The 24,532-nt window shown below is 69.3% G+C and carries 22 protein-coding genes and 1 pseudogene; 10 read left to right on the top strand and 13 right to left on the bottom strand.

The genetic code is table 11. The features are described 5' to 3' along the window. Both WA670_RS20795 and WA670_RS20790 read right to left on the bottom strand, forming a co-directional pair. Positions 1-2,379, bottom strand: a complete 2,379-nt coding sequence (locus tag WA670_RS20795; RefSeq protein WP_336158589.1) for a ComEC/Rec2 family competence protein — start codon at positions 2,377-2,379, stop codon at positions 1-3. Beyond that, positions 2,376-3,089 carry a helix-hairpin-helix domain-containing protein gene (locus tag WA670_RS20790; protein WP_442893112.1) on the bottom strand — a complete coding sequence of 238 codons (714 nt, stop codon included), beginning with the start codon at positions 3,087-3,089 and terminating at the stop codon, positions 2,376-2,378. The genes WA670_RS20795 and WA670_RS20790 overlap by 4 nt, the downstream gene beginning before the upstream one ends. 887 nt (positions 3,090-3,976) lie before the next feature. On the opposite strand from WA670_RS20790, the pseudogene WA670_RS45210 reads away from it, so the two are divergent. Next, positions 3,977-4,177 (top strand): annotated as a pseudogene (locus tag WA670_RS45210) (GNAT family N-acetyltransferase); the annotation flags it as partial. 220 nt (positions 4,178-4,397) lie between these two features. Here the strand turns inward: WA670_RS45210 and WA670_RS20785 are convergent. The 5 genes from WA670_RS20785 to nadD are packed head-to-tail and all read right to left on the bottom strand — an operon-like array spanning position 4,398 to position 7,644. Then, positions 4,398-5,243, bottom strand: a complete 846-nt coding sequence (locus WA670_RS20785; RefSeq protein WP_037813714.1) for a DegV family protein — start codon at positions 5,241-5,243, stop codon at positions 4,398-4,400. A 4-nt stretch (positions 5,244-5,247) separates the two neighbouring features. After that, on the bottom strand, positions 5,248-5,976 hold the full coding sequence (octT, locus tag WA670_RS20780) for a diglucosylglycerate octanoyltransferase (protein WP_037813716.1): 729 nt from the start codon (positions 5,974-5,976) through the stop codon (positions 5,248-5,250). A gap of 4 nt (positions 5,977-5,980) precedes the next feature. Next, entirely contained in the window at positions 5,981-6,595 is a 615-nt protein-coding gene (locus WA670_RS20775) for a histidine phosphatase family protein (protein WP_037813719.1), read from the bottom strand. Continuing rightward, positions 6,592-6,999 (bottom strand): ribosome silencing factor, encoded by a 408-nt coding sequence (gene rsfS / locus WA670_RS20770; protein ID WP_037362547.1) that lies wholly within the window; start codon positions 6,997-6,999, stop codon positions 6,592-6,594. Before rsfS ends, WA670_RS20775 begins: the two co-directional genes overlap by 4 nt. A gap of 45 nt (positions 7,000-7,044) precedes the next feature. Beyond that, positions 7,045-7,644, bottom strand: coding sequence for a nicotinate-nucleotide adenylyltransferase (gene nadD, locus WA670_RS20765; RefSeq protein ID WP_078870493.1), 600 nt, complete (start codon positions 7,642-7,644; stop codon positions 7,045-7,047). 166 nt (positions 7,645-7,810) lie between these two features. On the opposite strand from nadD, the gene WA670_RS20760 reads away from it, so the two are divergent. From WA670_RS20760 to argS, 3 genes are all read left to right on the top strand, one after another. Beyond that, positions 7,811-9,928 carry a RecQ family ATP-dependent DNA helicase gene (locus WA670_RS20760; protein WP_336158588.1) on the top strand — a complete coding sequence of 706 codons (2,118 nt, stop codon included), beginning with the start codon at positions 7,811-7,813 and terminating at the stop codon, positions 9,926-9,928. 499 nt (positions 9,929-10,427) lie between these two features. Further along, complete coding sequence (locus WA670_RS20755; protein ID WP_037813724.1) at positions 10,428-11,717, top strand: MFS transporter; 1,290 nt, start codon at positions 10,428-10,430, stop codon at positions 11,715-11,717. 57 nt (positions 11,718-11,774) lie between these two features. After that, a complete protein-coding gene (gene argS, locus WA670_RS20750; protein WP_336158587.1) occupies positions 11,775-13,493 on the top strand; it encodes an arginine--tRNA ligase in 1,719 nt (572 codons plus the stop codon). Positions 13,494-13,506: 13 nt separating this feature from the next. Here argS and WA670_RS20745 read toward each other — a convergent pair whose 3' ends face one another. After that, positions 13,507-14,130: a TetR/AcrR family transcriptional regulator gene (locus tag WA670_RS20745; protein ID WP_037813729.1), complete on the bottom strand. Its 624-nt coding sequence runs from the start codon at positions 14,128-14,130 to the stop codon at positions 13,507-13,509. A 115-nt stretch (positions 14,131-14,245) separates the two neighbouring features. Here WA670_RS20745 and WA670_RS20740 point away from each other — a divergent pair, with 115 nt between their 5' ends. From WA670_RS20740 to WA670_RS20720, 5 genes are read left to right on the top strand one after another with little or no spacing between them, the layout of a single operon-like run. After that, complete coding sequence (locus tag WA670_RS20740) at positions 14,246-15,040, top strand: enoyl-CoA hydratase-related protein (protein ID WP_037813731.1); 795 nt, start codon at positions 14,246-14,248, stop codon at positions 15,038-15,040. A 2-nt stretch (positions 15,041-15,042) separates the two neighbouring features. After that, positions 15,043-16,188 carry an acyl-CoA dehydrogenase family protein gene (locus WA670_RS20735; protein WP_037813733.1) on the top strand — a complete coding sequence of 382 codons (1,146 nt, stop codon included), beginning with the start codon at positions 15,043-15,045 and terminating at the stop codon, positions 16,186-16,188. Positions 16,189-16,198: 10 nt separating this feature from the next. Further along, positions 16,199-16,933: an SDR family NAD(P)-dependent oxidoreductase gene (locus WA670_RS20730; protein ID WP_134732980.1), complete on the top strand. Its 735-nt coding sequence runs from the start codon at positions 16,199-16,201 to the stop codon at positions 16,931-16,933. Between the two features lie 13 nt (positions 16,934-16,946). Further along, entirely contained in the window at positions 16,947-18,569 is a 1,623-nt protein-coding gene (locus tag WA670_RS20725) for an AMP-binding protein (RefSeq protein ID WP_275294777.1), read from the top strand. Positions 18,570-18,597: 28 nt separating this feature from the next. Next, positions 18,598-19,074 carry a hypothetical protein gene (locus WA670_RS20720; protein WP_037813741.1) on the top strand — a complete coding sequence of 159 codons (477 nt, stop codon included), beginning with the start codon at positions 18,598-18,600 and terminating at the stop codon, positions 19,072-19,074. A gap of 2 nt (positions 19,075-19,076) precedes the next feature. Here the strand turns inward: WA670_RS20720 and WA670_RS20715 are convergent, their stop codons facing one another. Next, positions 19,077-20,348, bottom strand: coding sequence for an FAD-dependent oxidoreductase (locus tag WA670_RS20715; RefSeq protein ID WP_336158586.1), 1,272 nt, complete (start codon positions 20,346-20,348; stop codon positions 19,077-19,079). A 64-nt stretch (positions 20,349-20,412) separates the two neighbouring features. Between WA670_RS20715 and WA670_RS20710 the strand changes: the two genes are divergently transcribed. After that, positions 20,413-21,036 carry a TetR/AcrR family transcriptional regulator gene (locus tag WA670_RS20710; RefSeq protein ID WP_336158585.1) on the top strand — a complete coding sequence of 208 codons (624 nt, stop codon included), beginning with the start codon at positions 20,413-20,415 and terminating at the stop codon, positions 21,034-21,036. On the opposite strand, the gene proB is transcribed toward WA670_RS20710, so the two are convergent. From proB to rplU, 4 genes are all read right to left on the bottom strand, one after another. Next, the gene (gene proB / locus WA670_RS20705) at positions 21,033-22,139 is read right to left on the bottom strand and encodes a glutamate 5-kinase (RefSeq protein ID WP_037813746.1); all 1,107 of its coding nucleotides are present in this window, start codon (positions 22,137-22,139) and stop codon (positions 21,033-21,035) included. The two genes, WA670_RS20710 and proB, sit on opposite strands and share 4 nt — an antisense overlap. After that, on the bottom strand, positions 22,136-23,659 hold the full coding sequence (obgE, locus tag WA670_RS20700) for a GTPase ObgE (RefSeq protein ID WP_134732972.1): 1,524 nt from the start codon (positions 23,657-23,659) through the stop codon (positions 22,136-22,138). The genes proB and obgE overlap by 4 nt, the downstream gene beginning before the upstream one ends. A 126-nt stretch (positions 23,660-23,785) precedes the next feature. Then, the gene (gene rpmA / locus WA670_RS20695; protein WP_009081082.1) at positions 23,786-24,043 is read right to left on the bottom strand and encodes a 50S ribosomal protein L27; all 258 of its coding nucleotides are present in this window, start codon (positions 24,041-24,043) and stop codon (positions 23,786-23,788) included. A gap of 46 nt (positions 24,044-24,089) precedes the next feature. Beyond that, the gene (rplU, locus tag WA670_RS20690; protein ID WP_037813760.1) at positions 24,090-24,404 is read right to left on the bottom strand and encodes a 50S ribosomal protein L21; all 315 of its coding nucleotides are present in this window, start codon (positions 24,402-24,404) and stop codon (positions 24,090-24,092) included. Between the last annotated feature and the right edge of the window lie 128 nt (positions 24,405-24,532).

Here is a 24,532-nt window from a genome sequence, read left to right as displayed (position 1 = left end):
CTACCGCGGCGGACCCCGCGGCTCGCCCCGGCGCACCACCGCCGGTCCGCTTCCTCCGGGCAGAACGGCGGTGTCCCCGTCGATATCGGTCCGGGTGACCAGCACTCCCATCGTTCCGAGAACGTCCACTGTGGACTTGCTCGGATGTCCGTATCCGTTGCCCGCGCCGACACTGATCAGCGCCGTGCGCGGCCGCACCGCCGCGAGAAACTGCGGCAGCGAATACCTCGACCCGTGATGCGGCACCTTCAGGACGTCTGCCCGCAGGTCGACGCCCTCGGCAAGCAGATCCGCCTGCGCCGCCAGCTCGACGTCTCCGGTCAGCAGAACCCGGCCAGCCGCGGTGTCGGCGCGCAGGACGACCGAACTGTTGTTGATCATCGTGCCGTCCTGCAACGCCGGTGCACGGGTAGTGGCGTAGCGCGGACCGATCACCTCAAGCGACAGCCCCGGCCACTCCAGCCGCTGCCCGTCGCTCAACTGCACCAGTGGCACGCCGCGACGCCGCGCTTCGCCGGAGACCGACTGCCACGCCCACGCGGGCGCACGCCCTGGCCCTACCGCGATCGCCCCGACCGCCCGTCCGTCGAATACCGAGGCGAGACCGCCGATGTGGTCCGCGTGCAGGTGACTCAGCACAAGCAACGGCACCCGTTCGACGCCCAGCCTCCGCAGGCATTCATCGACCGGCCCTGGCTCCGGCCCGGTGTCGACGACCACGGCGCGACCAGGCTCGGCCGTGGCCAGGACGACCGCATCTCCTTGTCCGACATCGCATTCCACCATCGCCCAGCCGTCCGGCGGCCAGCCAGGCACCAAGACTTTGGCCGGCACGACTGTCAGCAGCACGACGACCAGTCCGATCGCCACTAGCAGCCGCAGCCGGCGAAACCGCGCCGCCACCACGATTGCGACCAGCAGGACCGCCGCGCACAATCCTCCCCACCAGCCTCCGGGCCACGAGAGCGCCGCGCCCGGCGCTCTCGCGCCATGCCGGGCGACGGTGATCAGCCATCGGGCTTCCGGATCCGCTAGATGGATCAGCAGATGCCCCGCACCTGGCCACCACGGGCCGACGACCGTTGCCAGCACTCCCAGCACGGTGACCGGCGCGACCACTGGTGCCGCAAGAACATTGGTCACGACCGAAACCAGGCTGACCGTGCCCGCCATTCCGGCGATGACGGGAGCGGTGACCACGAACGCGGCTAGCGGCACGGCTAGCCCTTCGGCGTAACCGGGCGGGACTCCCCGCCGTACCAACGAATCTGCCCAGCGCGGCGCGAACAGCACCAGCCCTGCCGTGGCGAGAACCGAGAGGGCGAAACCGAAATTGCCCGCCATCGTCGGATCCCACGCCACCAGTACGCACACGGCGAAGGCCAATGCGGGCAACGCTGAACCACGCCGCCCCAGAGCCAGCGCGAGCAGGCCGATGCCGCCCATGACGCCAGCCCGCACCACACTCGGTTCAGGACCCACCAGGACGAGGAATCCCACTAGGCAGGCTCCAGCCGCTGTTGCGGAAAATCTCGGACCTGCTCGGACCAATCGGCACAGCAGCAGGACAGCTCCGCCGATGATGACAAGGTTGCCACCGCTCACTGCCATCAGGTGGGTGAGTCCGGAGGCTTTGAACTCCCCTTCGACCCGTTGCGGCAATGCGCTCGTGTCGCCTAGCACCAGTCCGGGCAGGAGGCCCGCCGGTTCCTCCGGCAGGATCGCGCACAGCGAATGCAAGCTGTTCCGCAGAGCTGCGGCGGCTTGCTGCCACCACGGTGCCGGGCCGATGTCGGCCGGTGCGGCCCGCACGGAGAGGACTGCTGCGGTTAGTTCGCCGCCGCGTGCGGGCAGGAGACGACCGGACGTCGTCACCTCCTGGCCGGGCAACAGACGACTCCATTCCGCGACCGGTGCCAGCAACAGAACCCGGCCCGTCGAATCGACTGGCTGACCGTCCACTGTGGCCGTTGAGACTCGGGCGGGGATCGCCACTGACCGGGTTCCTGCCTGTTGGTCGGCGTATCCGGCTTGGTGGATCGGCCGCGGGCGCTCGCTGATCTCGACCCGCAGCGTCGCGGTGACGCCATGTGTGGCAGCGGCTCCCAACGGGTCGGATGATGCATCGTGGATCCGCAGAGCGGTTGGCACTGCGGCAATGAGCCCGACCAGCAGCAACGCTCCCCCGGCACCGAGGTATCTGGCACGGCCGCGCACTAGAAGCACTGCCGCGCCGATTACCGCTACGGCACCGATCGCTGTCGCGACCCACCAGCCGAGTTGCAGTCCGGCGAGGGTGGCCGCCCATCCGGCGACAGCAGCGGGGACGAGACGGAAATCGTGGTCACGCCGGGCCGTTTCCTCGGTTTCCAGCTTCATCCGATGGTCACCTGCTCACGGAGCTTTTGGAACTTGCTCTCGCCAATGCCGTCGACGTCGCGAAGTTGTTCCACACTCGAGAATCCGCCGTGCTGGGTGCGCCAGTCGGTGATGCGCCAGGCGGTGACCTCGCCGACGCCCGGGAGACTGTCGAGTTGTTCGGCGGTCGCGGAGTTCAGGTCGATCTTGCTGGCTGCGGCTCCTGAACCGACCGGTGCCGCTTGCGCGGCTGGAACACCGACCGCCAACTGCTCGCCGTCGGTGAGTTTGCGGGCGAGGTTCAGCGCGGTCAGGTCGACGCCTGGGTTGGCACCGCCGGCCGCGCGGAGGGCGTCGGCGACGCGGGAACCTGACGGCACGGTGACTAGCCCTGGCGAACGCACGTGCCCGACCACGCTGATTACCAGATTCTCGTTCGTCTTCGACGCGCGTGGCACCTGCGCACGGGCAGTCGGGAGCGGCGGGGCGATCTCGGCTGCGGGCGAGCGGCCGAAGATGGCCAGGCCTCCGGCAATGACGGCGGCGGCTGCCAGCAATGCCAGGGCGAAGATCATTCCCCGGCGGCCCAGGAAGCCGGGCAGGCCGGTCGAACCGGGGAGCCAGCGCCGGGTCAGGCGGTGTTCGATGTGTTCTGGCAGCCAGCTGCGGACCAGTTTGCCGCCGGGCAACGAGCTTTCCGGCGGGGGCGGGTTGTCGGCCAGTGCAGACAACCGGGCTTTGCGACCCGTGGGCCGCAAGAGCGGCGTACCGTCCGCCAGCTGGCCGCCCAATAGCGGTGCATTGTCCACAACTGCAGACAGCTCAGTGTCCGGACCCGCTGCGCGAGAGTGCCGCCTTGAGTCGACCACCGCACCGTCCATGCCTGCGGACAGGCGAGGATTCGGTTCCCCGCCGGGCACCTCCTGGCTGTCTGCAGTTGCCGACACACTCGTCCGGCTTCGCGCTGACCGGCCCGCGCGGCCGAGGGGCAGCCAGCGGCGGACCGGCCCGCTGCCGGGTCCGGCGAGGTGCGGGACCGCGGCCAGCTGGTCGGCCAGCCAGGTGAGCCTGACGTTGACGGGAGTGCCCTGGTCTCGGGCGGAGTGCTCGAACACACGATCGACGCTAGGCGTCGGCCGGTCCGACTGCGAGAGGGTTCCGCGCGATCTGTGGACAACCCTCCCCTTGGGGACAACTCGGCCGTCAGCGCAGGTGACGCGCCGGAATTTGTCGGTGCACGCGGCCATACTGGCGGGTTTGGCGTGCGGCACCGGTGATCGAAAAGCGTTCGCGTCCGGCGCGCTCGTCCGCCAGCACCCGGTCTCCGGTCTACAACCGGATGATTCCCGTTGACTGGCGAGGAAAAGCCGAGACCCGAAGCGCGGTCGAAGACCGGATGGGCGCGCTCGAACAGACCCGCGCGCGACTGCTCGCCGAGCGGTTGCGCTTCAAGTGGCGGCCACGGACTCCGGTCGCGCCGCCGCAAACCGCCTGGTCTTCCGAGAGATCCGCGGCTTGGACGGAACGCTCGACGCGCACAGCCGCGACGACCTGACCCGGATGTCCGCCCGTGCAGCGGTAATCCGGCACTACGAGGACGAATTGGCACCCTACCGCATGGCGAGTCGCCACGCTGCCCGAGCATCGCGGCAATGGCTACCTCGGCGAAATTCTCGCCGAGGGCACCAGAATTCTTGCTGCACAAGACGTTCCTCGCATCCGAACGGCGACACATCTCGGCAACGTCCCGATGGCGAACGCGTTCCGGCGCGCCGGATACCTCACCTTCGAGCGCACGATCACGATGTCTTGGCCGTGATTCGAGTGGAGGCTTGGGAACGCGCGGTCGCCCACGTCGCCACGATGGCGGCTGGTGGGCCAGCGGAACCGTCGTAGCGGGAGTTCACCGCACTCGGTGCCGAACTCGCCGAGGAACGGCGTCTCGATCCACGAATACTCGGGAAAGCCGCTGGCCACGACGAGCAAGACCTCAAACGCGTCTGGCACCTGCTCGCGCGATTCGGCAACCAGGAAACCAGCTAGGCGCGCTGCACGACCACGCCGAGCACGCCAGGTCCGGTGTGCGCGCCGATGACCGCGCCGATCTCCGACACCACGCATCCCCCGGCACACCCCGGGATCGCTTCCTCGAGCCGGTTCGCCAATTCGACAGCTCGCTCCGGCGAGGCGAGATGATGCACCGCCAATTCGACCGGTCCGGTGCCCGCTGCCTGCACGGACAACTCGACCAATCGCCCGATCGCGCGGTTCATCGTGCGCACTTTCTCGAGCGGCAGGATCCGGCCGTCGGACATGTGCAGCACCGGTTTCACCGCGAGCGCGGTGCCGAGCAACGCCGCGGCCGAGCCGATCCGGCCGCCGCGGCGCAGGTGTTCCAACGTCTCTACCACGAACAACGTCGACGACCGCTCGGCCGCTTTCGTCGCGACCTCTTCGACTTCCGCCGGGCTGGCTCCGGAAGCGGCGGCGTCCGCGGCGTGCAGGGCAGCGAATCCCAAACCCATCGCTGTGGTGCGGGAATCGACGACCCGGACCCGGTCCGAGCCGACTTCTTCCGCTGCCAGCACTGCGGCTTCCCAGGTGCCGGACAGCTCGCTCGACAGGTGCACGGACACGACCGCGTCCGCGCCAGCGTCGAGTGCGGCCCGAAACGCGGTGGCGAACTCGGCCGGGGTGGGCCGGGAAGTCGTGACGATCTTGCGCTCCCCCAGCGCTTCCGCGAGCGCGGCGGGGCCCATCTCGAGGCCGTCGAGCGAACAGACGCCTTCCACGAGGACATGCAGGGGCACCACCCGCACCGAGTGCCGCTCGGCGAAGCCTTCGGGCAGGTGCGCGGTGGAGTCCGTGACCACGGCGACCGACACGTCGTCAGCCTACGTGGCCGGAGCCGAGGTGCGGGGCAACGAGTTTCGCCATCGCGGTGCCGACTGCTTCGTGTCCGGCCCATCCCCAGTGCATGCCGTCGGGATTTCCCGCGCCGCTCAAGACATGTTCGCCAACCACGCCGGGCGTGTCGAGCAACGGCACTTCGCGGCGCGCGGCCCACGAAGCGATTGCAGCGGCTGCTTCGGCGCGTCCTGTGTGTACGCGTCCGTACGCGTCGGCGCGGTGCACTGACGGCAGCATTCCGAACACAGGCAACTCAGGCCGCAACGCGCGCAACGCTTCGACAGACTGGTCCAGATAGCTCACGGTCAGCCGCGCAGGAAGCACGCGAGGACGTCCGCGCATCACGACAGACAACCGTGGCTGCGCAGCGAGATAGGCACCGCGTACAACGCGACGCACGCCGTCGGGGCGAAGGTAGCGAAGGCCCTGACGCAAGTACGTCGGCAACGGCGACGGCAGTGTGTCCATGTGGCCGACAGCGAGCACGACAGCGTCGACGCGGCGCAGATCCGCCCACACGCGCGGGTCGCCGGTGAGAGACCACCACAGGTCGCGTGCGGTCCAGCCGATGCCTGCGACGAGATCGGCTTGTCCGGACAACGCGTTCGCGGCGACGTTGGGCCACAGGCGCGGATCGTCGGCCGCGCAAGGGCCCTCGGGGCCGTGGAAACAGAGTGAATCGCCGAAGACGAGCAGCTGCGGGCTCATCGGGTCAGCCGGTGATGCCCGCGTTGTACGCGTGCAACCGCCACTTCCCCTCGCGGTGGCCGAGATCGACCCAGTGGCAGTTCATGATCCCGCCGAGCGACGGCCAGACCTCGACCGGAAGGCCGAGCAGCTTCGCCGTCAGCGCGAGGATCAGGCCGCCGTGCGAGGCGAGCAGGACCGATTCCCCGGCACCGGAGTTCGGCTGCATCAGGTCGTCGACCACTTCGGCGGCGCGTTCGGCCACGTCGACCCGGGACTCGCCGCCCGGCGGGGCCCACGCGGCGTCGCTGCGCCACAGCTCGCGGTCGCCCGGGTAGCCCTCGTCGACCTCGGCCCCGGTCAGGCCCTGCCACTCGCCGAGGTGCGTCTCGCGCAGCCGCTTGTCGATCTGCAGCGGCACGCCGATCGCCTCGGTGAGCACCGTCGCGGTGTCGGTGGCGCGGCGCAGGTCGGACGCGATCACCAGCTCCGGCGCGAACCGCGCGAGCGCGGGCACGGCGAAGCGGGCCTGGTTCCAGCCGACCGGGGTCAGCGCCGAATCGAGGTGTCCCTGCATGCGGCCGGCGGCGTTGTAGTCCGTCTCGCCGTGCCGCCAGAGCAGCAGCCGCCGCGGGCTCACGCCTCCGGGCCGTCCGCGTCGCCGGTGTCGTCGGCGGGGACCGTGGCCAGCCCTTCGACCTCGATCCGCGGGCAGTCCTTCCACAGCCGCTCGAGGCCGTAGAACGAGCGCTCGTCCGCGTGCTGGACGTGCACGACGACGTCGACGTAGTCGAGCAGCACCCACCGGCCCTCGCGCGCGCCTTCGCGCCGCACCGGCTTGTGCCCCTCGATGCGGAGCTTCTCCTCGACGTTGTCGACGATCGCGCCGACCTGCCGCTCGTTCGCCGCGGACGCGATCACGAACGCGTCGGTGATCACGAGCTGCTCGGACACGTCCAGGACGACCACGTCGCTGGCCAGCTTGTCCGCCGCCGCGTGCGCGGCCGCCACCGCCAGGTCCCGTGCCTCGGACGTCGCTGCCACAGTGCTCCTTCAAGATTTCGGGTACGCCCGGACGAGGGTACCCGGTCAGGCCTCGGCGTCCTTGCGGTAGAGGTCCTTCTTGGCGATGTAGCGCACAACGCCGTCGGGCACGAGGTACCAGACCGGCTCGCCGCGCTCGACGCGTTCGCGGCATCCGGTGGACGAGATGGACATCGCGGTGACCTCGACCAGGCTCACCTTGCCGCTCGGCAGATGGTGCGAGTTGAGCCGGTAGCCCGGCCGGGTGACGCCGATGAAGTGCGCGAAGTCGAACAGCTCGTCGGCCTTGTGCCAGGTGAGGATCTGCTCGAGCGCGTCGGCCCCGGTGATGAAGAACAGCTCGTCGTCCGGGTATTCCTCGTGCAGGTCCCGCAGCGTGTCGACGGTGTAGGTCTGGCCGCCGCGGTCGATGTCGACCCGGCTCACCGAGAAGACCGGGTTGGACGCGGTGGCGATGACCGTCATCAGGTAGCGGTCCTCGGCGCGCGTGACGCGGCGGCCGGACTTCTGCCACGGCTGCCCGGTCGGCACGAAGATGACCTCGTCGAGCGCGAACCGCGACTGGACCTCGCTGGCCGCGACGAGGTGGCCGTGGTGCACGGGGTCGAAGGTGCCGCCCATGACCCCGATCCGGCGTGGTGACATAGCCGGTGAGCCTATACGCGCGGGCACGCGAGGGCTCCCCGTCGCGACTGCGAGCTAGGTTACTGTTGTGACATGAGTCACATAACTCTGCGTTTCCGGTCGGAAACTGTCGGTTCCGGTCCGGGCGGCTCCGGGATTGTCGGGGGCATGGGGTAGACCGGGGGACGTGGACATCACCGACACCACCCCAGACCTCCGGACCCGCGCGGAAACCCTGCTCCGGGCGCTCGCCGGGGACAACGCCGCCCTCCGGGAAGACCAGTGGACCGCCATCGAGGCACTGGTTGCACACCACCGGCGCGCGCTCGTCGTGCAGCGCACCGGCTGGGGCAAGTCGGCGGTGTACTTCCTGGCCACCGCGCTGCTGCGGGAACAGGGAGCGGGGCCGACGGTCATCGTGTCGCCGCTGCTCGCCCTGATGCGCAACCAGATCTCCGCCGCCGCCAGGGCGGGGATCCACGCGGCCACCATCAACTCGGCGAACGCGCAGGAGTGGGACCAGGTCCAGGCGTCGGTGGCCGCGGGCGAGGTGGACGTGCTGCTGGTCAGCCCGGAACGGCTCAACAACCCGGACTTCCGCGACAGCGTGCTGCCGAAGCTCACCGCCAGCGCCGGCCTGCTGGTGGTGGACGAGGCGCACTGCATTTCGGACTGGGGCCACGACTTCCGGCCGGACTACCGGCGGCTGCGCACGCTGCTGGGCGACCTGCCGGAAGGCGTGCCAGTGCTGGCCACCACCGCGACCGCGAACGACCGGGTGGCCACCGATGTCGCCGAGCAGCTCGGCATCGGCGGCGAGACGGACACGCTCGTCCTGCGCGGTCCGCTCGACCGGGAAAGCCTGCGGCTGGCCGTGGCCGAACTGCCCAGCGACGAGGCGCGGCTGGCCTGGCTCGCCGAGCACCTGGCGGAGCTGCCGGGGTCGGGCATCATCTACACGCTCACCGTCGCCGCCGCGCACGACGTCACCGCGCTGCTGTCCGACCGCGGTTATCCGGTGGCCGCCTACACCGGGAAGACCGATCCGGCCGACCGCCAGGCCGCGGAGGACGACCTCCTGGAGAACCGGGTCAAGGCGCTGGTGGCAACGTCGGCGCTCGGGATGGGGTTCGACAAGCCGGACCTCGGGTTCGTGGTGCACCTCGGCGCGCCGTCGTCGCCGATCGCCTACTACCAGCAGGTCGGGCGTGCCGGCCGCGGCGTCGAACGGGCCGAGGTGGTGCTGCTGCCCGGGCGGGAGGACAAGGCGATCTGGGCGTACTTCGGGTCGCTGGCGTTCCCGGACGAGCTGCGCGTCACGCAGGTGCTCAACGCGCTCGCGTACGCCGACCGTCCACTTTCGACAGCCGCGCTGGAGCCGTCGGTCGAGCTTTCCCGGTCCCGGCTGGAGATGGTGCTGAAAGTGCTCGATGTGGACGGTGCGGTGCGCCGGGTGCGCGGCGGCTGGGAAAGCACCGGCCAGCCGTGGGAGTACGACCGGGAGCGGTACGAACGCGTCAGCGTCGCGCGGGCGGCCGAGCAGGAGGCGATGCTCGGGTACATCCGCACCAGCGGGTGCCGGATGGAGTATCTGCGGCGGCAGCTCGACGATCCGGAGGCGGTGCCGTGCGGGCGGTGCGACAACTGCACCGGGGAGCACTGGAGCACCGCGGTGTCCGACGAGATCGCAGGTGCCACGCGGGAACGGCTGGACCGGCCCGGGGTCGAGGTCGCGCCGCGCAAACAGTGGCCGAGCGGGATGAAAGGGCTCGACGTGCCGCTGTCGGGCCGGATCAAGACGGAGGAGCAGGCCGAGCCGGGACAGGTGCTGGGCAGGCTCACGGACGTGGGCTGGGGTGGCCGGCTGCGCGAACTGCTCGGCCCGGGCGCGCCGAACGCCGAGGTCCCCGACTCGGTGTTCGACGCGTGCGTGAAGGTGCTCGCGGGATGGCAGTGGGCGCAACGTCCGGTGGCGGTGGTGGCGATCCCGTCGGCGACGCGGCCGCAACTGGTGGACAGCCTCGCACTGCGGCTGTCGGCGATCGGCAGGCTGGACTATCTGGGCGAACTGGCGTCGGCCGGACCGCCGCCGCGACAGGCGAACAGCGCCCAGCGGCTGGCGGATCTGTGGCGGGGGTTGAGCCTGCCGGAGGACGTGGCGGCGAGCATCGCGCAGACGCGCGGGCCGGTGCTGCTGGTGGACGACCTGATCGACACCGGCTGGACGATGACCCTGGCGGCGCGGCTGCTGCGCCAGGCCGGAGCGGAGGGGGTGTTGCCGTTCGCGTTGGCGACCACTGCTTGAGGTGTGCTGGGTCTGGGCGGCTGGGCGAGGTTGCTGGGGCGGCCGTGTGAGGTTGCTGGGGCGGCCGGGTCGGTTGCTGGCGGGTGCCCCCTTGTCTGCGGGGCCGGGCGATGATGGCTAGGCAGCCAGGCAGGATTGGCTTCGAGGCCAGGCGGGATTGGCTGGGATGGCCGGAGGCGGCTGCTGGCTGGCGAGTGCGGCGGGCCGGGACTAGCCGGGTGAAGTGGGCCCGCGCTCGACGAGCTGCCCGCCGCGGTTGCGAGAAGCGCGGGTCGAGGCACGACAACGCCTGCACTACCCCACGAGCCCGTGCAGCTTCCGCCATCGCACGATCCTCCGCAGCCTGCACCACCGCACGATCCCGTGCGGCGAAGGCGATCCCGCGTCACACACCGCAGTGGGACAAGCACCAACTGCCATCCTTCCCCGAGATCTACCGATCTCCGGGCATTTCTGGCAAAGTCCCGTTCCGCCCGTGCGGACGTGTGGAGGTTGCCCGATGGCCGGTTCGACGACCGAAGGCATTGCCCGGCATCGGTTGCCGGTGCGGAAGTTGTTCGCTGCCAGTGCGGGCAATGCGCTCGAGTGGTTCGACTGGACGATCTACGCGACCTTCAGCATCTACTTCGCCGGCGCGTTCTTCCCTCCTGGCAACGAAACGCTCGCGCTGATCAACACGTTCGCCACTTACGCGCTCGCGTTCTTCTTCCGGCCGCTCGGCGGCGTGCTGCTCGGACGGTTCGCCGACGTGCACGGGCGCAAGCCCGCCATGATTCTCACTATTTCGCTGATGGCGGGCGGGTCGGTCGCGATCGGGCTGCTGCCCACGTTCGCGCAGGTCGGGTGGCTGGCTCCGATTCTCCTCCTGCTCGCGCGGATCGCGCAGGGGCTTTCGCTCGGCGGCGAGGTTTCCAACGCTTCCGCGTACCTCGGCGAGGTCGCGCCCAAGGAACGTCGGGGGCGCTACTCCTCGTTCTTTTACATCTCCACCGGGTCCGCGGTCCTCATCGCCACCGTGCTCGGGTTCGTGCTCGCCCGCACGATGGACAAGGCGCACCTCAGCTCGTTCGGCTGGCGGATTCCGTTCCTGCTCGGCGGGGTGCTCGGGCTGGTCGGGCTGTGGTTGCGCCGCAGTCTCGCGGAAACCGAGCTGTACCACGAGAAAAAGGAGACCGCGCGACGCGTTGAGCGGCCGTTGCTCACCACGATCACCCAGCATCCGAAGGCAGTCGGGCAGCTCATCGGGTTCTCGATGCTCTCGACGCTGTGCTACTACACCTTCTTCAGCGCCCTCACGTCCTTCGCCGTCAAGGGGCGCGGCGCGAACGACGTCGACACCTTCCTCGCGCTTTCCATCGCGACCGCGCTCTTCGTCGTCCTCCAGTATCCGATGGGAGCCCTCGCGGACCGGCACGGGCGGCGGCCTCAGCTGCTGGTCTGGTCCGGCGCGACGGCACTCGTGATCGTCCCGCTCTCCTACCTCGTGCGGCCCGGATTTTGGAATCTGCTCATCGTGTTCTGCGTCGGCCTCGCGCTCTACACCGCGATGACCTCGCTCGCCCCGGCGATCATGAGCGAGCTCTTCCCCACCGAACTCCGCGGGCTCGGCATCGGCGCCTGGTACAACCTGACCGTCGCCGTGTTCGGCGGGACCGCGCCGCTCGTGCTCAGCGCGCTGTCCGCGGCTGGTGCTGCCACTGCCTTCTTCTGGTACGTCGCTGTCGGGGCGGCGATCGCGTTCTTCGTGATCCTCCGGATGCCCGAAACGAAGGGCAGTGAACTGCGGTAAACCCGCTCGCGCGCGGTCGGTAGGCTTCAACGATCGACTACGCGAAGGAGGGACACCGTGCGCAAGCCCGAGGTTAGTGAGGAACTGGCCCGACGCGTGGTGGCAGCGCTCCGCCGCGCGTTCGACGTCGACCTCGACCCGTCCGCGGCGCTCATCGCGGTGTCCACTCGCGACGGTGTCGACTACCAGTGCAACCTGGCGATGAGCCTCGGCAAACGGCTTGGCAAACCGCCCCGCGAGGTCGCGGCCGGGATCGTCGAGAACCTGGAGCTGGACGGGGTCGCCGACCGGCCGGAGATCGCCGGGCCGGGATTCCTGAACTTCGTGCTGCGCCGGGAATGGCTCGAGCAGCGCGTCGCCGAGCAGGCCCTCGACGACCGGCTCGGGGTGGCCGAAGCCGAGCAGCCGCGCCGGGTCGCGCTCGACTACAGCAGTCCCAACGTCGCCAAGGAAATGCACGTCGGGCATCTGCGTTCCACGGTGCTCGGCGACGCGATCAGCAGGTTGCTGCGCTTCGTCGGGCACGAGGTGCTGCCGCACAACCACCTCGGCGACTGGGGCACGCCGTTCGGCATGCTCATCGAGCATCATCTGGACGAACCGTCCGGCGACCGCAGCGACCTCAACGCGTTCTACCAGGCCGCGCGCCGGAAGTTCGACGCCGACGAGGCGTTCGCGACCCGCTCCCGCGAGCGGGTGGTGAAACTCCAGGGCGGCGACCCGGACACGCTCGCTTTCTGGCAGGAACTCGTCGACGAATCGACACGGCACTTCAACGCGGCCTACCGCAAGCTCGGCATCACGCTCACCGACGAAGACATCTACGGCGAGAGCTTTTACAACCCATACCTGGGCGAAGTCGTCGACGAACTCGAGGCCGACGGCCTCACCGAAATCAGCGACGGCGCGGTCTGCGTGTTCCCGGAAGGCTTCACCAACCGCGAGGGCGACCGTCTCCCGCTAATCGTCCGCAAGCGCGACGGCGGCTACGGCTACGCGGCCACCGACCTCGCCACCATCCGGTATTGGACCGCCGAACGCGGCGCGACCGACCTGCTGTACGTCGTCGGCACCCCGCAGGCGCAGCACTTCGCGATGATCTTCGCGGTGGCCCGTGCGGCCGGCTGGCTCGACGGCGTGCACGCCGAGCACATCGGGTTCGGCTCGATCCTCGGCGCGGACGGCAAGGTGATGCGCACCCGCGCCGGCGAGACGATCAAGCTCTCCAGCCTGCTCGACGAAGCCGTGGCGCAGGCCGCGGAAGTCGTTGCCGAGCGGAGTGAACTCAGCAAGGAAGAGCAGCAGGAAGTCGCGCGCGCGGTCGGGATCGGCGCGGTGAAGTACGCCGACCTTTCCAGCGACCGCGAACGCGACTACGTGTTCGACTGGGACCGCATGCTCGCCAAGGACGGCAACACGTCCGTCTACCTGCAGTACGCGCACGCGCGGATCGAGTCGATCCTCGCGAAAGCCGGAGAGCCTGCCGAGGACGCGCCGATCCTGCTTCAGGAGCCTGCGGAACGCGCGCTCGCGCTGACGCTGCTGCGGTTCAGCGAAGCGATCAGCGCGGCGACGTCCGCGTACGCGCCGCACAAGCTGTGTACGTACCTGTACGACACCGCCGTCACCTTCTCGCGCTTCTACGAACAGTGCCCGGTGCTGATCGCGGAAACGCCAGAGCTGCGCGCTTCGCGGGTACAGCTGGCCACGCTCACGTCGCGCACACTCGTGCAGGGCTTGGCGTTGCTCGGCATCGAAGCCCCGCGCCGCCTCTAGCACACCGTTCGAGCTAGCCGGACTGTCCGATGTGGACGAGCGCCAGCAATGTATCGGCGACCTCGTCCACGGCTTTCCCCCGCGCGGCGGACGGCAGTTCACCGCACCACGTCGGCGCCTGGCTCATCGCGGCGTGCATGCACTGCAGCACGGTGTCGACGCTGGTGACGGTGAACTCGCCGCTCGCCACGCCCTCCTCGATCAGCGCGCGGAAAAGCGCGTCGTGGCGGAGGCGGAGTTCCTTGATGCGCTCGCGTTGCGCGCTCGGCCACTCGCGCGGCATCAAGAACAGCCGCAGCGCCGCCGGATAGTCGTTGACCGCGATCGTGACGTGTTCGTGGATCAGCGCGCGCAGCCGGGCTTCCGGCGTGCCCTCGGTGCGGTCGAGCAACTGCTCCAGCCGGGCCGTCCACTCGTCGCCGAGCGTCTCGATCGCCGCTGTGCCCAGCTCGTCCTTGCTGGAGAAGTAGTAGTACAGCGAGCCCTTCGTGACGTCCAGGCGCTCGGCGACGTGCTCCAGGCTCACCGCGTCGTAGCCGCGTTCGCCGAACAGTTCGGCCGCCGCCGTCAGGATCTCCTGGATCCGCTTGCCCCGCTTGCGCCGCACGCGCTCGGACGGCGGTTTCACCGCGCCCATCCTGCTCCTCCCGGTTTTCCGCTGTCCCGGAAGCCTACCGGTTGACTGTAAGTTCAACTCTTGACTCGACAGTCAAATTTTGTCACCGTGGTCAGACGACAGACGGGAGCGAACGATGGAGTTCGAGGACATCCGGTACGAGATCGACGGTCCGGCCGCGGTCGTCACGATCGACCGGCCGGAGCGCTACAACGCCTTCCGCGGGCGGACGGTCGACGAGCTGATCAAGGCGTTCCGCTTGGCGTGGGCGGACAAGCACGTGCAGGCGGTGATCCTCACCGGCGCCGGCGAGAAAGCGTTCTGCACCGGCGGCGACGTCAAACAGCGCGCGGAGACCGGCGACTACGGCCCGACCGAGAGCGGCATGTTCGAGATCGGCAACCTGCACAAGCTCATCCGCGACATCCCGAAGCCGGTGATCGCCGCGGTCAACGGCGTCGCGGTCGGCGGCGGGCACGTGCTGCACGTCCTGTGCGACGTCACGATCGCCAGCGAGACCGCGCGGTTCGGCCAGGCCGGTCCGCGGGTCGGGTCGTTCGACGCCGGGTTCGGCTCGGCTTATCTCGCTCGGGTCGTCGGCGAGAAGAAGGCGCGCGAGATCTGGTTCTTCTGCCGCCAGTACGACGCGGCCGAGGCGGAGCGGATGGGTCTGGTCAACGCCGTCGTCCCGCCGGGCGAACTGCTCAAGACCGCCAAGGCGTGGGCCGGCGAAGCCGCCGAGAAAAGCCCGACCGCACTGCGCTTTCTCAAGCAGTCCTTCAACGCGGACACCGACCACCAGGCCGGACTGTCCAATTTGGCCATGTCCGCGCTCGACCTGTTCACTGCCTCGCCGGAAGGCTTGGAGGGTGCGCAAGCGTTTGCGGAGAAGCGCAAGCCGGACTTCGTCTCGCACGTGAACTGGCACTGACCATGGACTTCACCTTCACCGGCGACGAGGACGCTTACCGGCACGAGCTGCGCCGGTTCGCAACGAAAGTCCTTGCACCGCATTACCAATCCGACGACAAGGCGGCGAAGCTGCGACCCCAGCTCGTCGCGGACCTGGCCTCGATGGGCCTGACTGGCTTGCGCATCCCGGAACGGCACGGCGGCCAGGAGGCCAGCGCGATTGTCGCCGGGATGGCGGCCGAAGAGGTCGCGCGCGGCGACTTCAACGCGGCTTACCTGATCATCGTCAGCGCGCTGGTCAGCGACATCCTCACCCGCAACGCGACCGAGGAGCAGCAGGCCGCGTGGCTGCCGCCGATCGCGTCCGGCGAGGTCGTGCCTGCGTTCTGCATCACCGAACCCGGACACGGCACCGACGCCGCGAAGCTGGAGATGAAGGCCGAACCGGACGGCGACGGCTGGCGGCTCACCGGCGAGAAAACGTCGATCACCTTGGGCATGTCCGCCGACGTCGCGCTCGTGCTCGCCCGCACCGGCGGCCCGGGCGCTCGCGGCGTCAGTGCGTTCTGGGTCGAACTGGACGACGCGTACGTCTCGCGGGCAGCGTTCGACGACCTCGGCAGCCGGGCGATCGGCCGCGCTTCCCTGCACTTCGACGGGCTGCCCGTCCCGAAGGAAGCGTTGGTCGGCGGAGAAGGCCAGGGGTTCGTCTCCGTGATGCAAGGTTTCGACTACTCGCGCGCGATCATCGGGCTCGCCTGCCTTGGCGCAGCGCAGGTTTCGCTCGACGAGGCGTTGCAGTGGTCTCGCGACCGCGAAGCGTTCGGCAGTCCGATCGGCACCTTTCAGGGCGTCGCGTTCCCGCTCGCTGAGCAGGCGACGTACCTGCGCGGCGCCCGGCACGTCTGTTACGAGGCGTTGTGGCGCAAGGACAACGACGCCGAGCACAGCACCGAGGCCGCGATGGCGAAGTTCTGGGCGCCGAAGCTCGCCGCCGAGACCATCCACCAGTGCCTGCTGACGTTCGGGCACCTCGGGTACTCCAGCGAAAGCCCGGTCGGTCAACGGCTTCGCGACGTGATCGGCCTCGAAATCGGCGACGGCACCGCGCAGGTGTCGAAGCTCGTCATCGCGCGCAACCTGCTCGGCCGCGCCTACGCACCCTAAGGAGAGCACCATGCTCAAGGACAAAGTCGTCATCGTGACCGGCGCGGGCCAGGGCATCGGCCGAGGTATCGCCGAGAAGCTGGCCGCCGAGGGCGCGACCGTCGTGGTCAGCGACATCAACGAGACCACCGCGAAGGAAACCGCGGCCGCGATCGGCGGGATCGGCGTGAAGACCGACGTCACCTCCCCCGAATCCGTCGCCGGCGCGGTCGAGCAGGTTCGCGCGCAGTTCGGCCGGATCGACGTGCTGGTCAACAACGCCGGCTGGGACAAGGCGGGTCCGTTCGTCGAGTCCGACCGCGCCGATTGGGACCGCGTCGTGCAGATCAATCTCTACGGCGTGCTCAACACCTGCCGGGAAGTGCTGCCGGTGATGGTCGAGCAGGGTTTCGGGTCCGTGGTCAACATCGCCTCGGACGCCGGTCGCGTCGGCTCGTCGGGCGAGGCGGTGTACTCGGCGGCGAAGGGCGGCATCATCGCGTTCACGAAGTCGATCGCCCGGGAACTGGCGCGCAGCACGGTCAACGCCAACGTCGTCTGCCCTGGTCCCGCGGACACCGAACTGTTCGCCTCGCTCGGCGGCGACAACCCGAAGCTGCGCGAAGCACTGACGAAAGCCATCCCGTTCCGGCGGCTCGCGCAGCCGTCCGACATCGCGAACGTGGTCGCCTTCCTGGCCTCCGACGAGGCCGCCTACGTCACCGGCCAGACCGTCAGCGTCAGCGGCGGCCTCACCATGAGCTGACCCGGAGCCCGCCATGTTCGCGACGATCCTCGACGACGAGACGATCGAAGCCCACACCCGCGCCGGGTACTGGGCGAACCGCACCATCACCGACTATCTCGACGACGCCGCGGCGGCCGCGCCGGACAAGACCGCGTTCGTCGATTCGCAGCGCAGCGTCACGTTCGGCCAGCTCAAACAGGAGGTCGACCGGTGCGCGCTCGGGCTGCTGGAACTGGGCGTCCGGCCTGGCGACGTCGTGTCCTTCCAGCTGCCGAACCGGATCGAGTGGATCGTCGTGCACTACGCGGCGAGCCGGATCGGCGCGGTCAGCAATCCGCTCATCCCGATCTACCGGGACCGCGAGGTCGGCTTCATGGTGGCGCTCGCGAAGTCGAAAATCCTGGTGGTGCCGCGGGAATTCCGCGGTTTCGACTATCCGGCGATGGCGGAGCGGCTCCGTCCGCGGTGGCCGGACCTGGAGCACGTGCTGGTGGTCGGGTCGTCCTGGGACGAGTTCGCCGCGACCCCTTGGGAAGAGCGGCACGAGCTGCCGTCGTGGCGGCCTGATCCCAACGACGTCACCCTGCTGATCTTCACCTCCGGCACCACCGGCGAGCCCAAGGGCGTGATGCACACGCACAACACGGCCGTCGCCGCGAACAACCCGCTCCCCGACCGGCTCGGCATCACCTCCGACAGCGTCCTGCACATGGCGTCGACGCTCGCGCATCTCACCGGTTTCCTTTACGGCGCGAGGCTCGGCGTGCAGAACGGCGCGACCTGCGTGCTGCAAGACGTGTGGGATGCCGCGCGGTTCGTGGAACTGGTCGCCGAGCACGGCATCACCTACACCTCGGCCGCCACGCCGTTCCTGCACGACCTGCTGTCCGCGCCGAATCTCGCCGACCACGATCTCAGTTCCCTGCAACGGTTCTGCTGCATGGGCGCACCGATCCCCCGCGCGCTCGTACGGCAGGCGCGGCAGAAACTGCCCGGTCTCGTCGTGCTCGGCGGCTGGGGGCAGAGCGAAGACGCGCTGGTCACGCTCGGCATCCCGGGCGATCCGGACGACAAGCTGATCGACACCGACGGTTATCCGTGGCCCGGAATGCGGATCCGGACCGTCGACGCGGACGGGGCCGAACTGCCGCCGGGCGCGGAGGGCCGCCTGCAGGTCGCCGGGCCGTTCCTGTTCGTCGGCTACGCCGAACGGCTCGAACTGGCCCGCGAGAGTTTCACCGGCGAGTGGTTCGACACCGGCGACCTCGCGACCATCGACGCCGACGGCTACCTCCGCATCGCCGGCCGCACCAAGGACGTGATCATCCGCGGCGGCGAGAACATCCCGGTCGCGTATGTGGAGAACGTCCTTTACGAACATCCGGACGTCGAAGCGGTCGCGGTGGTCGCGGTCCCCGATCCGCGGCTTCAGGAACGCGCGTGCGCCTGTCTCGTGCTGAAACCCGGCGCGCACCTGGATCTGGAGAAGCTGCGCGGTTTTCTCGCCGAAAAGGGCGTCGCCAAGCAGTACTGGCCGGAGCGCGTGGAACTGTTTCCGGAACTCCCGCGGACTGCCAGCGGCAAGATCCAGAAGTTCCAGCTCCGGTCGCTGGTGGACAAGCAGAGCGGGACCGGTCCCCGGCCGGGTCAGTAGCTTCGGGCGCGAGAGAGGGGAGGATCTCGTGTCCCGCAACGATCCCGACTACGCCCGTGCCCTCGCGTTGCTGGAGGAAGCACGGTCCCGGCTGCACGGCCCGATCCGCCGCGAACGACGGCGGCTGCGGTGGGAGCGCTGGTGCAGGCGGCCGTACTACCGCTTCGAACCGGACGGCAAGAAGCCGCAGCTCGTGCATCTCGCCGGACTTCGGGTCACTCCGCTGTGGACGATCGCGGGCACCGGGGTTTCCGACGTCGACGTGCGGTATCCGGTGTCCGCCCGCCGCCGGTTCACGATCGGGTGGCGCTGGCTCGTGCGACACGACTACGACGAGTACCGGATACCGATCTCGCTGGTCGCCGACGCGAACGGCCGGGCTGTGCTGATCGCGCCGGGCGGCCGGACGTTCACCGCCGACAAAGCCGGCTGGCAAACCCTGGCTGCCCTTCTGTACACGGAGTACGCCATGCCACCGGGCGGACGCTGGTACGGCGCGGGCTGACGTCAGCCGCGCAGTTTCCGTCGCAGCGAGAGGGCCGCTCCCAGCGCGGTCATCGACGCGCGTGTCATCCCGCGGCTGAACCGGCTTTCCGTCACGAACTGCTTAGCGCTGCGGAGCGAACCACGCACTTGCGGGTACGCGCACTTCCGCATCTGCCGCTCGTAATCGGCGACCGCAGCGGTCACGTCGCCGCCATGGGAAAGGTTGCGGCACAACACTTGTGCATCGCGCAGAGCGATGTTCGCGCCGATGCCGCGGAACGGCGTCATGCTGTGCACGGCGTCACCGAGCAGGGTGACCGGGCCGGTCTCCCAGTCGCGGACCGGCACCGACGTGCGGATCGGCAGCATGCTCACCGTGCCGTCCGGCGAATCCCGCACCAGTCGGCTGAACGCCGGATGCCAGTCGCGGATCCGGTCCAGGATCAGCGAACGGAGGGCGGGAGCGTCCAGTTCGGCGAGATCGGCCGGGAAGCGTTCAGCTTTCGCACCGTAGGACCACATCACGTAGCTGCCGGTGTTGTCGAACAGCACCGGGTCGACGACCGCGGTCTCGTCGTTGACCGAAGCCGCTGGAAACTCGTGCGGCGCGGTGAACATCCCGCAGCCGGGCGGGGGCAACACGAGCGTGGGGGCCGTCGCGAGCTGCCGCGGAAGCTGCGTGCGAGCCGCTTCGGTCAGCGGAAATTTGCCGATGACAGTCCGGATTCCGGTATCCACGCGCTTCGCGTGCGGCAACAGTTGCGCACGGACGCGGGAGCTCGCACCGTCCGCGCCGACGACCAGGTCCGCCTCGGCGGTGGTGCCGTCCGCGAAGTGCAGGCTGACGCCCTTCGAATCAGTCTCGTAGCGCACGAATTCCTTGTCGTACCAGAGGATTCCGTCCAATCCGGACGACAGGACCTGGTGCATCGAAATCCGGCTGACCGAATGGTGCGCGGCGGTCGGGTCAGTGCTGGGCGGAGCGTCGAAGGCCGCCAGCTCACGCATCTTCTCGGTGACGAAGCCGAATGTGCCCTCGCTGACCCCCGTCGTGGCCAGGAACTGGTCCCACGCCGCAGGCGGGAGGCACTCGTGCAGCGCGGCGGAACCCATCGGCGCGATGTGCACGCGGTAGCCCTGCAGGCGCTCGGTTCGGGTGCGACTGCGCTCGTACACCGCCACCTCGACTCCGGCTCGCGACAGGCCGTGCGCGAGACACAACCCGCCGGTGCCGCCGCCTACCACTGCCACCTTGATCTTTTTCACGGTCATCCCCTCTCGGTCGGTCTCCATAATCATCCTCGTGGATGATTGTGTCAACCTTCAGGATGATTAATGCGTCGGTTAGGCTGCCCAGGTGTCCGAGACCACCCCGCGCCGCGCGCCGCGCCCCGGTGAGCGCCAGCGCGATCCCGAGCGCACGAAGGCCCGCATTTTCGAGGCGGCCAAGGCCGAGTTCGGCAGCAAGGGGTACGCGGCCGCGCGGGTCAGCGACATCGCGCAGCGCGCGGGGGTGAACAAGCAGCTGATCTCGTACTACTTCGGCGGCAAGGAAGGCCTGTACGCGGAGGTGGCGAGCGAACCGTTCGCCGGGTTCTCCGCGATGACCACGCCGGACCGTCCGCTCGCGGACGTGGTCGCGGATTTCGCCAGGAGCGGGCTCTCCGACCAGGACCAGGCGCGGTTGTTCCTGCGGGAGAACATGGCTGAGGGCGCCCCGAGCGAGGCGGGGGCGGAGTCGCAACGCGAGTTCCTGCAGGGGCAGCTCAAGTACATGCGGGCGCGGCAGGAGGCGGGCGACTTCCCGTCCGATGTGGACCCTCGGACGCTGCTGCTGATGCTGATGGCGGCAGCGAGCGCGCCGACGTCGCTCCCCCGGATCGCCGAGGCGCTCACCGGGGAGGATCCGTCGTCAGAGTCCTTTGTGGAGCATTACGCGGAGCAGCTCGCTCGCGTGGCTCGGCATCTCTCGGGGTCTTAGCGGCGCAGCGGTACGAGGTCGTCCGCGTGCACAACCTCCCGGCGATGCTCCACCGGGACCTCATGACTCGACCGGCCGATCAACGCAGGCAACTCCCCCGCATCGAACCCGACCACACCACGCGCCACCGGGACATCCGCCGAATCCACCAGATCGACGACATCACCGGCCTCGAAATCGCCGTCCAAACCGGTGATTCCCGCCGCCAGCAGCGACCGGCGGCGCAAGATCGCTCGCACGGCGCCGTCGTCCAAGCGGAGGCGGCCGGAGGTGTCTGCGGCGTACCCGAGCCAGAAGCGGCGGGCCGACAGGCGGGTGTCGGCGGGCGCGAACGCGGTGCCCACGTTCGCCTCGCGCAGTGCGTCTCCGGCGTCGTCGGCGGCGGCCAGCAGCACCGGGATTCCGGCGCCGGCCGCGGTGCGCGCGGCGGAAAGTTTCGAGACCATGCCGCCGGTGCCGAGGCCCGAGGACGACATGCCGACCGCGATGCCCTCCACATCGGACTCGCCGCGCACCTCGGTGATCTTGCGGGTCGCGCCGTCTCGCGGGTCGCCGTCGTACAGACCGTCCACATCGGACAGCAGGACCAGCGCGTCGGCGCCGACGAGGTGCGCCACGAGGGCAGCGAGCCGGTCGTTGTCGCCGAAGCGGATCTCTTGCGTGGCAACGGTGTCGTTCTCGTTCACGACCGGCACCGCGCCGAGCGCTAGCAGCCGGGAGAACGTGCGCTGCGCGTTGCGGTAATGCGAGCGACGGACGACATCGTCGGAAGTGAGCAGCACCTGGCCGACGGTCAGGGAGAAGCGGCCGAACGATTCCGCGTACGCGTGCGCCAGCGCGAGCTGCCCGACGCTCGCCGCGGCCTGCTGGGTGGCCAGGTCGCGCGGGCGCTTGCCCAGCTTCAACGGCGCGAGCCCGGCGCCGATCGCGCCCGAGGACACGAGGACGATCTGCGCGTCGCGGGCCACGCGGTCCGCGATGGCGTCCACCAGGGCGTCGAGCCGGGCAACGTCGAGCCCGCTGCCCGCGGTCGTCAGTGCCGAGGAACCGACCTTGACGACCAGCCGGCGGGCTTCCGCGATCTCCTGGCGCGTGCCGCTCACCGGTCGCGCTCCGCCTGCTCCTCGTCGTCCCACACGTCGTCCAGTTCGGCATCGATGGACGGGGTGGTCTCCTCGTCGACCAGGTCCTCGTCCTCGCCGGTGCCGTCGCGGCGGATCCGGCGGGCTTCCTTGCGGTCGGACGCGCTGACGCGGTCGGTGCGCTCCAGCCGGACGTCCGTGCCGCGGCCGGACAGGTGCACCGCCACACCCGGAGTGGAGGGCTGCCATTCGAACTGGATGTCGCCGATGGTGACCGGGCTGCCCGGGCGGGCGCCGTTCTTCGCCAGCGCTTCCTCGACGCCGAGCCGGTTGAGCCGGTCCGCCAGGTAGCCGACGGCCTCGTCGTTGGCGAAGTTCGTCTGCCGGATCCACCGCTCCGGGCGCGCACCGCGGACGATGAACCCGCCCTCTTCCTCCGGGTCGCGTTCGACGGTGAACCCGCTGTCGTCGATCGCGAGCGGGTGCAGCACGATCTTCTCCGGCTCCAGCACCGGCTGCGCTTCGCGATAGGTCTCGACGACCTCCGCCAGCGCGAAGGTCAGCTCCTTCAGGCCCTTGCGCGACGCGGTCGAGACCTCGAACACGCGCAGCCCGCGCGCCTCCAGGTCGGGACGCACGAACTCGGCCAGCTCGGCCGCTTCCGGGATGTCGATCTTGTTCAGCACCACCACGCGCGGGCGTTCCTCGAGCTTGCCGCCCAGCCCCGGCGTGTAGCGGGCCAGCTCCTCCTCGAGAGCGTCCACATCGGACAGCGGATCGCGGCCCGGCTCCAGCGTCGCGCAGTCGACCACGTGCACCAGCACGGCGCAGCGTTCGATGTGGCGCAGGAAGTCCAGGCCGAGCCCGCGGCCCTCGGACGCGCCCGGGATCAGGCCCGGCACGTCGGCCATCGTGAAGACCGACGACCCGGCGGTGATGACGCCGAGGTTCGGCACGAGCGTGGTGAACGGGTAGTCGGCGATCTTCGGCTTCGCCGCGGACAGCACGGAAATCAGCGACGACTTGCCCGCGGACGGGAACCCGAGCAGGCCGACGTCGGCGACCGACCGCAGCTCCAGCACGAGGTTCCGGCTCTCGCCGGGCTCGCCGAGCAGCGCGAACCCCGGTGCCTTGCGGGCCTTCGACGCGAGCGCGGCGTTGCCGAGCCCGCCGCGGCCGCCCTGCGCGGCGATGAACCGCGTGCCAGGGCTGGTGAGGTCCGCGACGAGTTCGCCGTCCTCGGTGAACACGACGGTGCCCGGCGGGACCTTCATCTCCAGGCCCTCGCCGGCGGCGCCGTTGCGGTTGCTGCCCATGCCCATTTTGCCGTTGCCGGCGCGGGCGTGCGGGCGGAAGTGGAAGTCGAGGAGGGTGTGCACGTTGGCGTCGACGACGAGGGTGACGTCACCGCCGTTGCCGCCGTTGCCGCCGTCCGGGCCGCCGAGCGGCTTGAACTTTTCGCGGTGCACCGAGGCACAGCCGTTTCCCCCGTCCCCGGCGGTCAGATGGATGACCGCGCGGTCCACGAACCGGGACGCCATGGTTCTGCCTCACTTCACGTGCGAATGTGCGAAAAAGTATCCGGACAAAAACAAACGAGGGGTGGTGCCGGAGTTATTCCGGTCCCACCCCTCGCTTGGAGGTTCTGACGCTATCGAGACCGAGAATCAGGCCTCGACTGGCACGATGTTGACCGTCTTGCGGCCGCGCTTCGAGCCGAACTCGACCGCACCGGCGGCGAGCGCGAACAGCGTGTCGTCGCCGCCACGGCCGACGTTCACGCCCGGGTGGAACTTGGTGCCCCGCTGGCGGATCAGGATCTCGCCCGCGTTCACCTCCTGGCCGCCGAAGCGCTTCACGCCCAGTCGCTGGGCGTTCGAATCACGACCGTTGCGGGAGCTGGACGCACCCTTCTTGTGAGCCATCGCTCATGCCCCTTCTTGAAAGCTTCAGTCCCGAAGATCCGAAGAACTACTTGGAGATGCCGGTGACCTCGACGCGGGTCAGCTTCTGCCGGTGACCCTGGCGCTTGTGGTAGCCGGTCTTGTTCTTGAACTTGTGGATCCGGATCTTCGGACCCTTGGTCTGCTCGACGACCTTGCCGATGACCGAGACCTTCGCCAACGCGTCGGCGTCCGTGGTGACCTCGCCACCGTCCACGAACAGCACGGCGGGAAAGGTGTGCTCGGTGCCCGGCTCGCCCTCGAGCTTCTCGACCTCGACGACGTCGCCGACGGCCACCTTGTACTGCTTGCCGCCGGTCTTGACGATCGCGTACGCCGACACGGATGTCTCCTGCATTACTCGACAATGGGTTAGGGGGCTGGCGCGGCCGGCCCGCCCGAAGACGGTCCAGGTGCTCGCGCAGCAACTCATGCTTGCGATGAGCCGTACTACAGGTTACGGGAGGCCCC

The sequence above is a fragment of the Amycolatopsis sp. VC5-11 genome, from assembly GCF_037034185.1.
In the GTDB taxonomy this organism is placed as follows: Bacteria; Actinomycetota; Actinomycetes; order Mycobacteriales; family Pseudonocardiaceae; genus Amycolatopsis; species Amycolatopsis nivea.
This window is presented reverse-complemented; position numbering and strand designations above follow the sequence as displayed.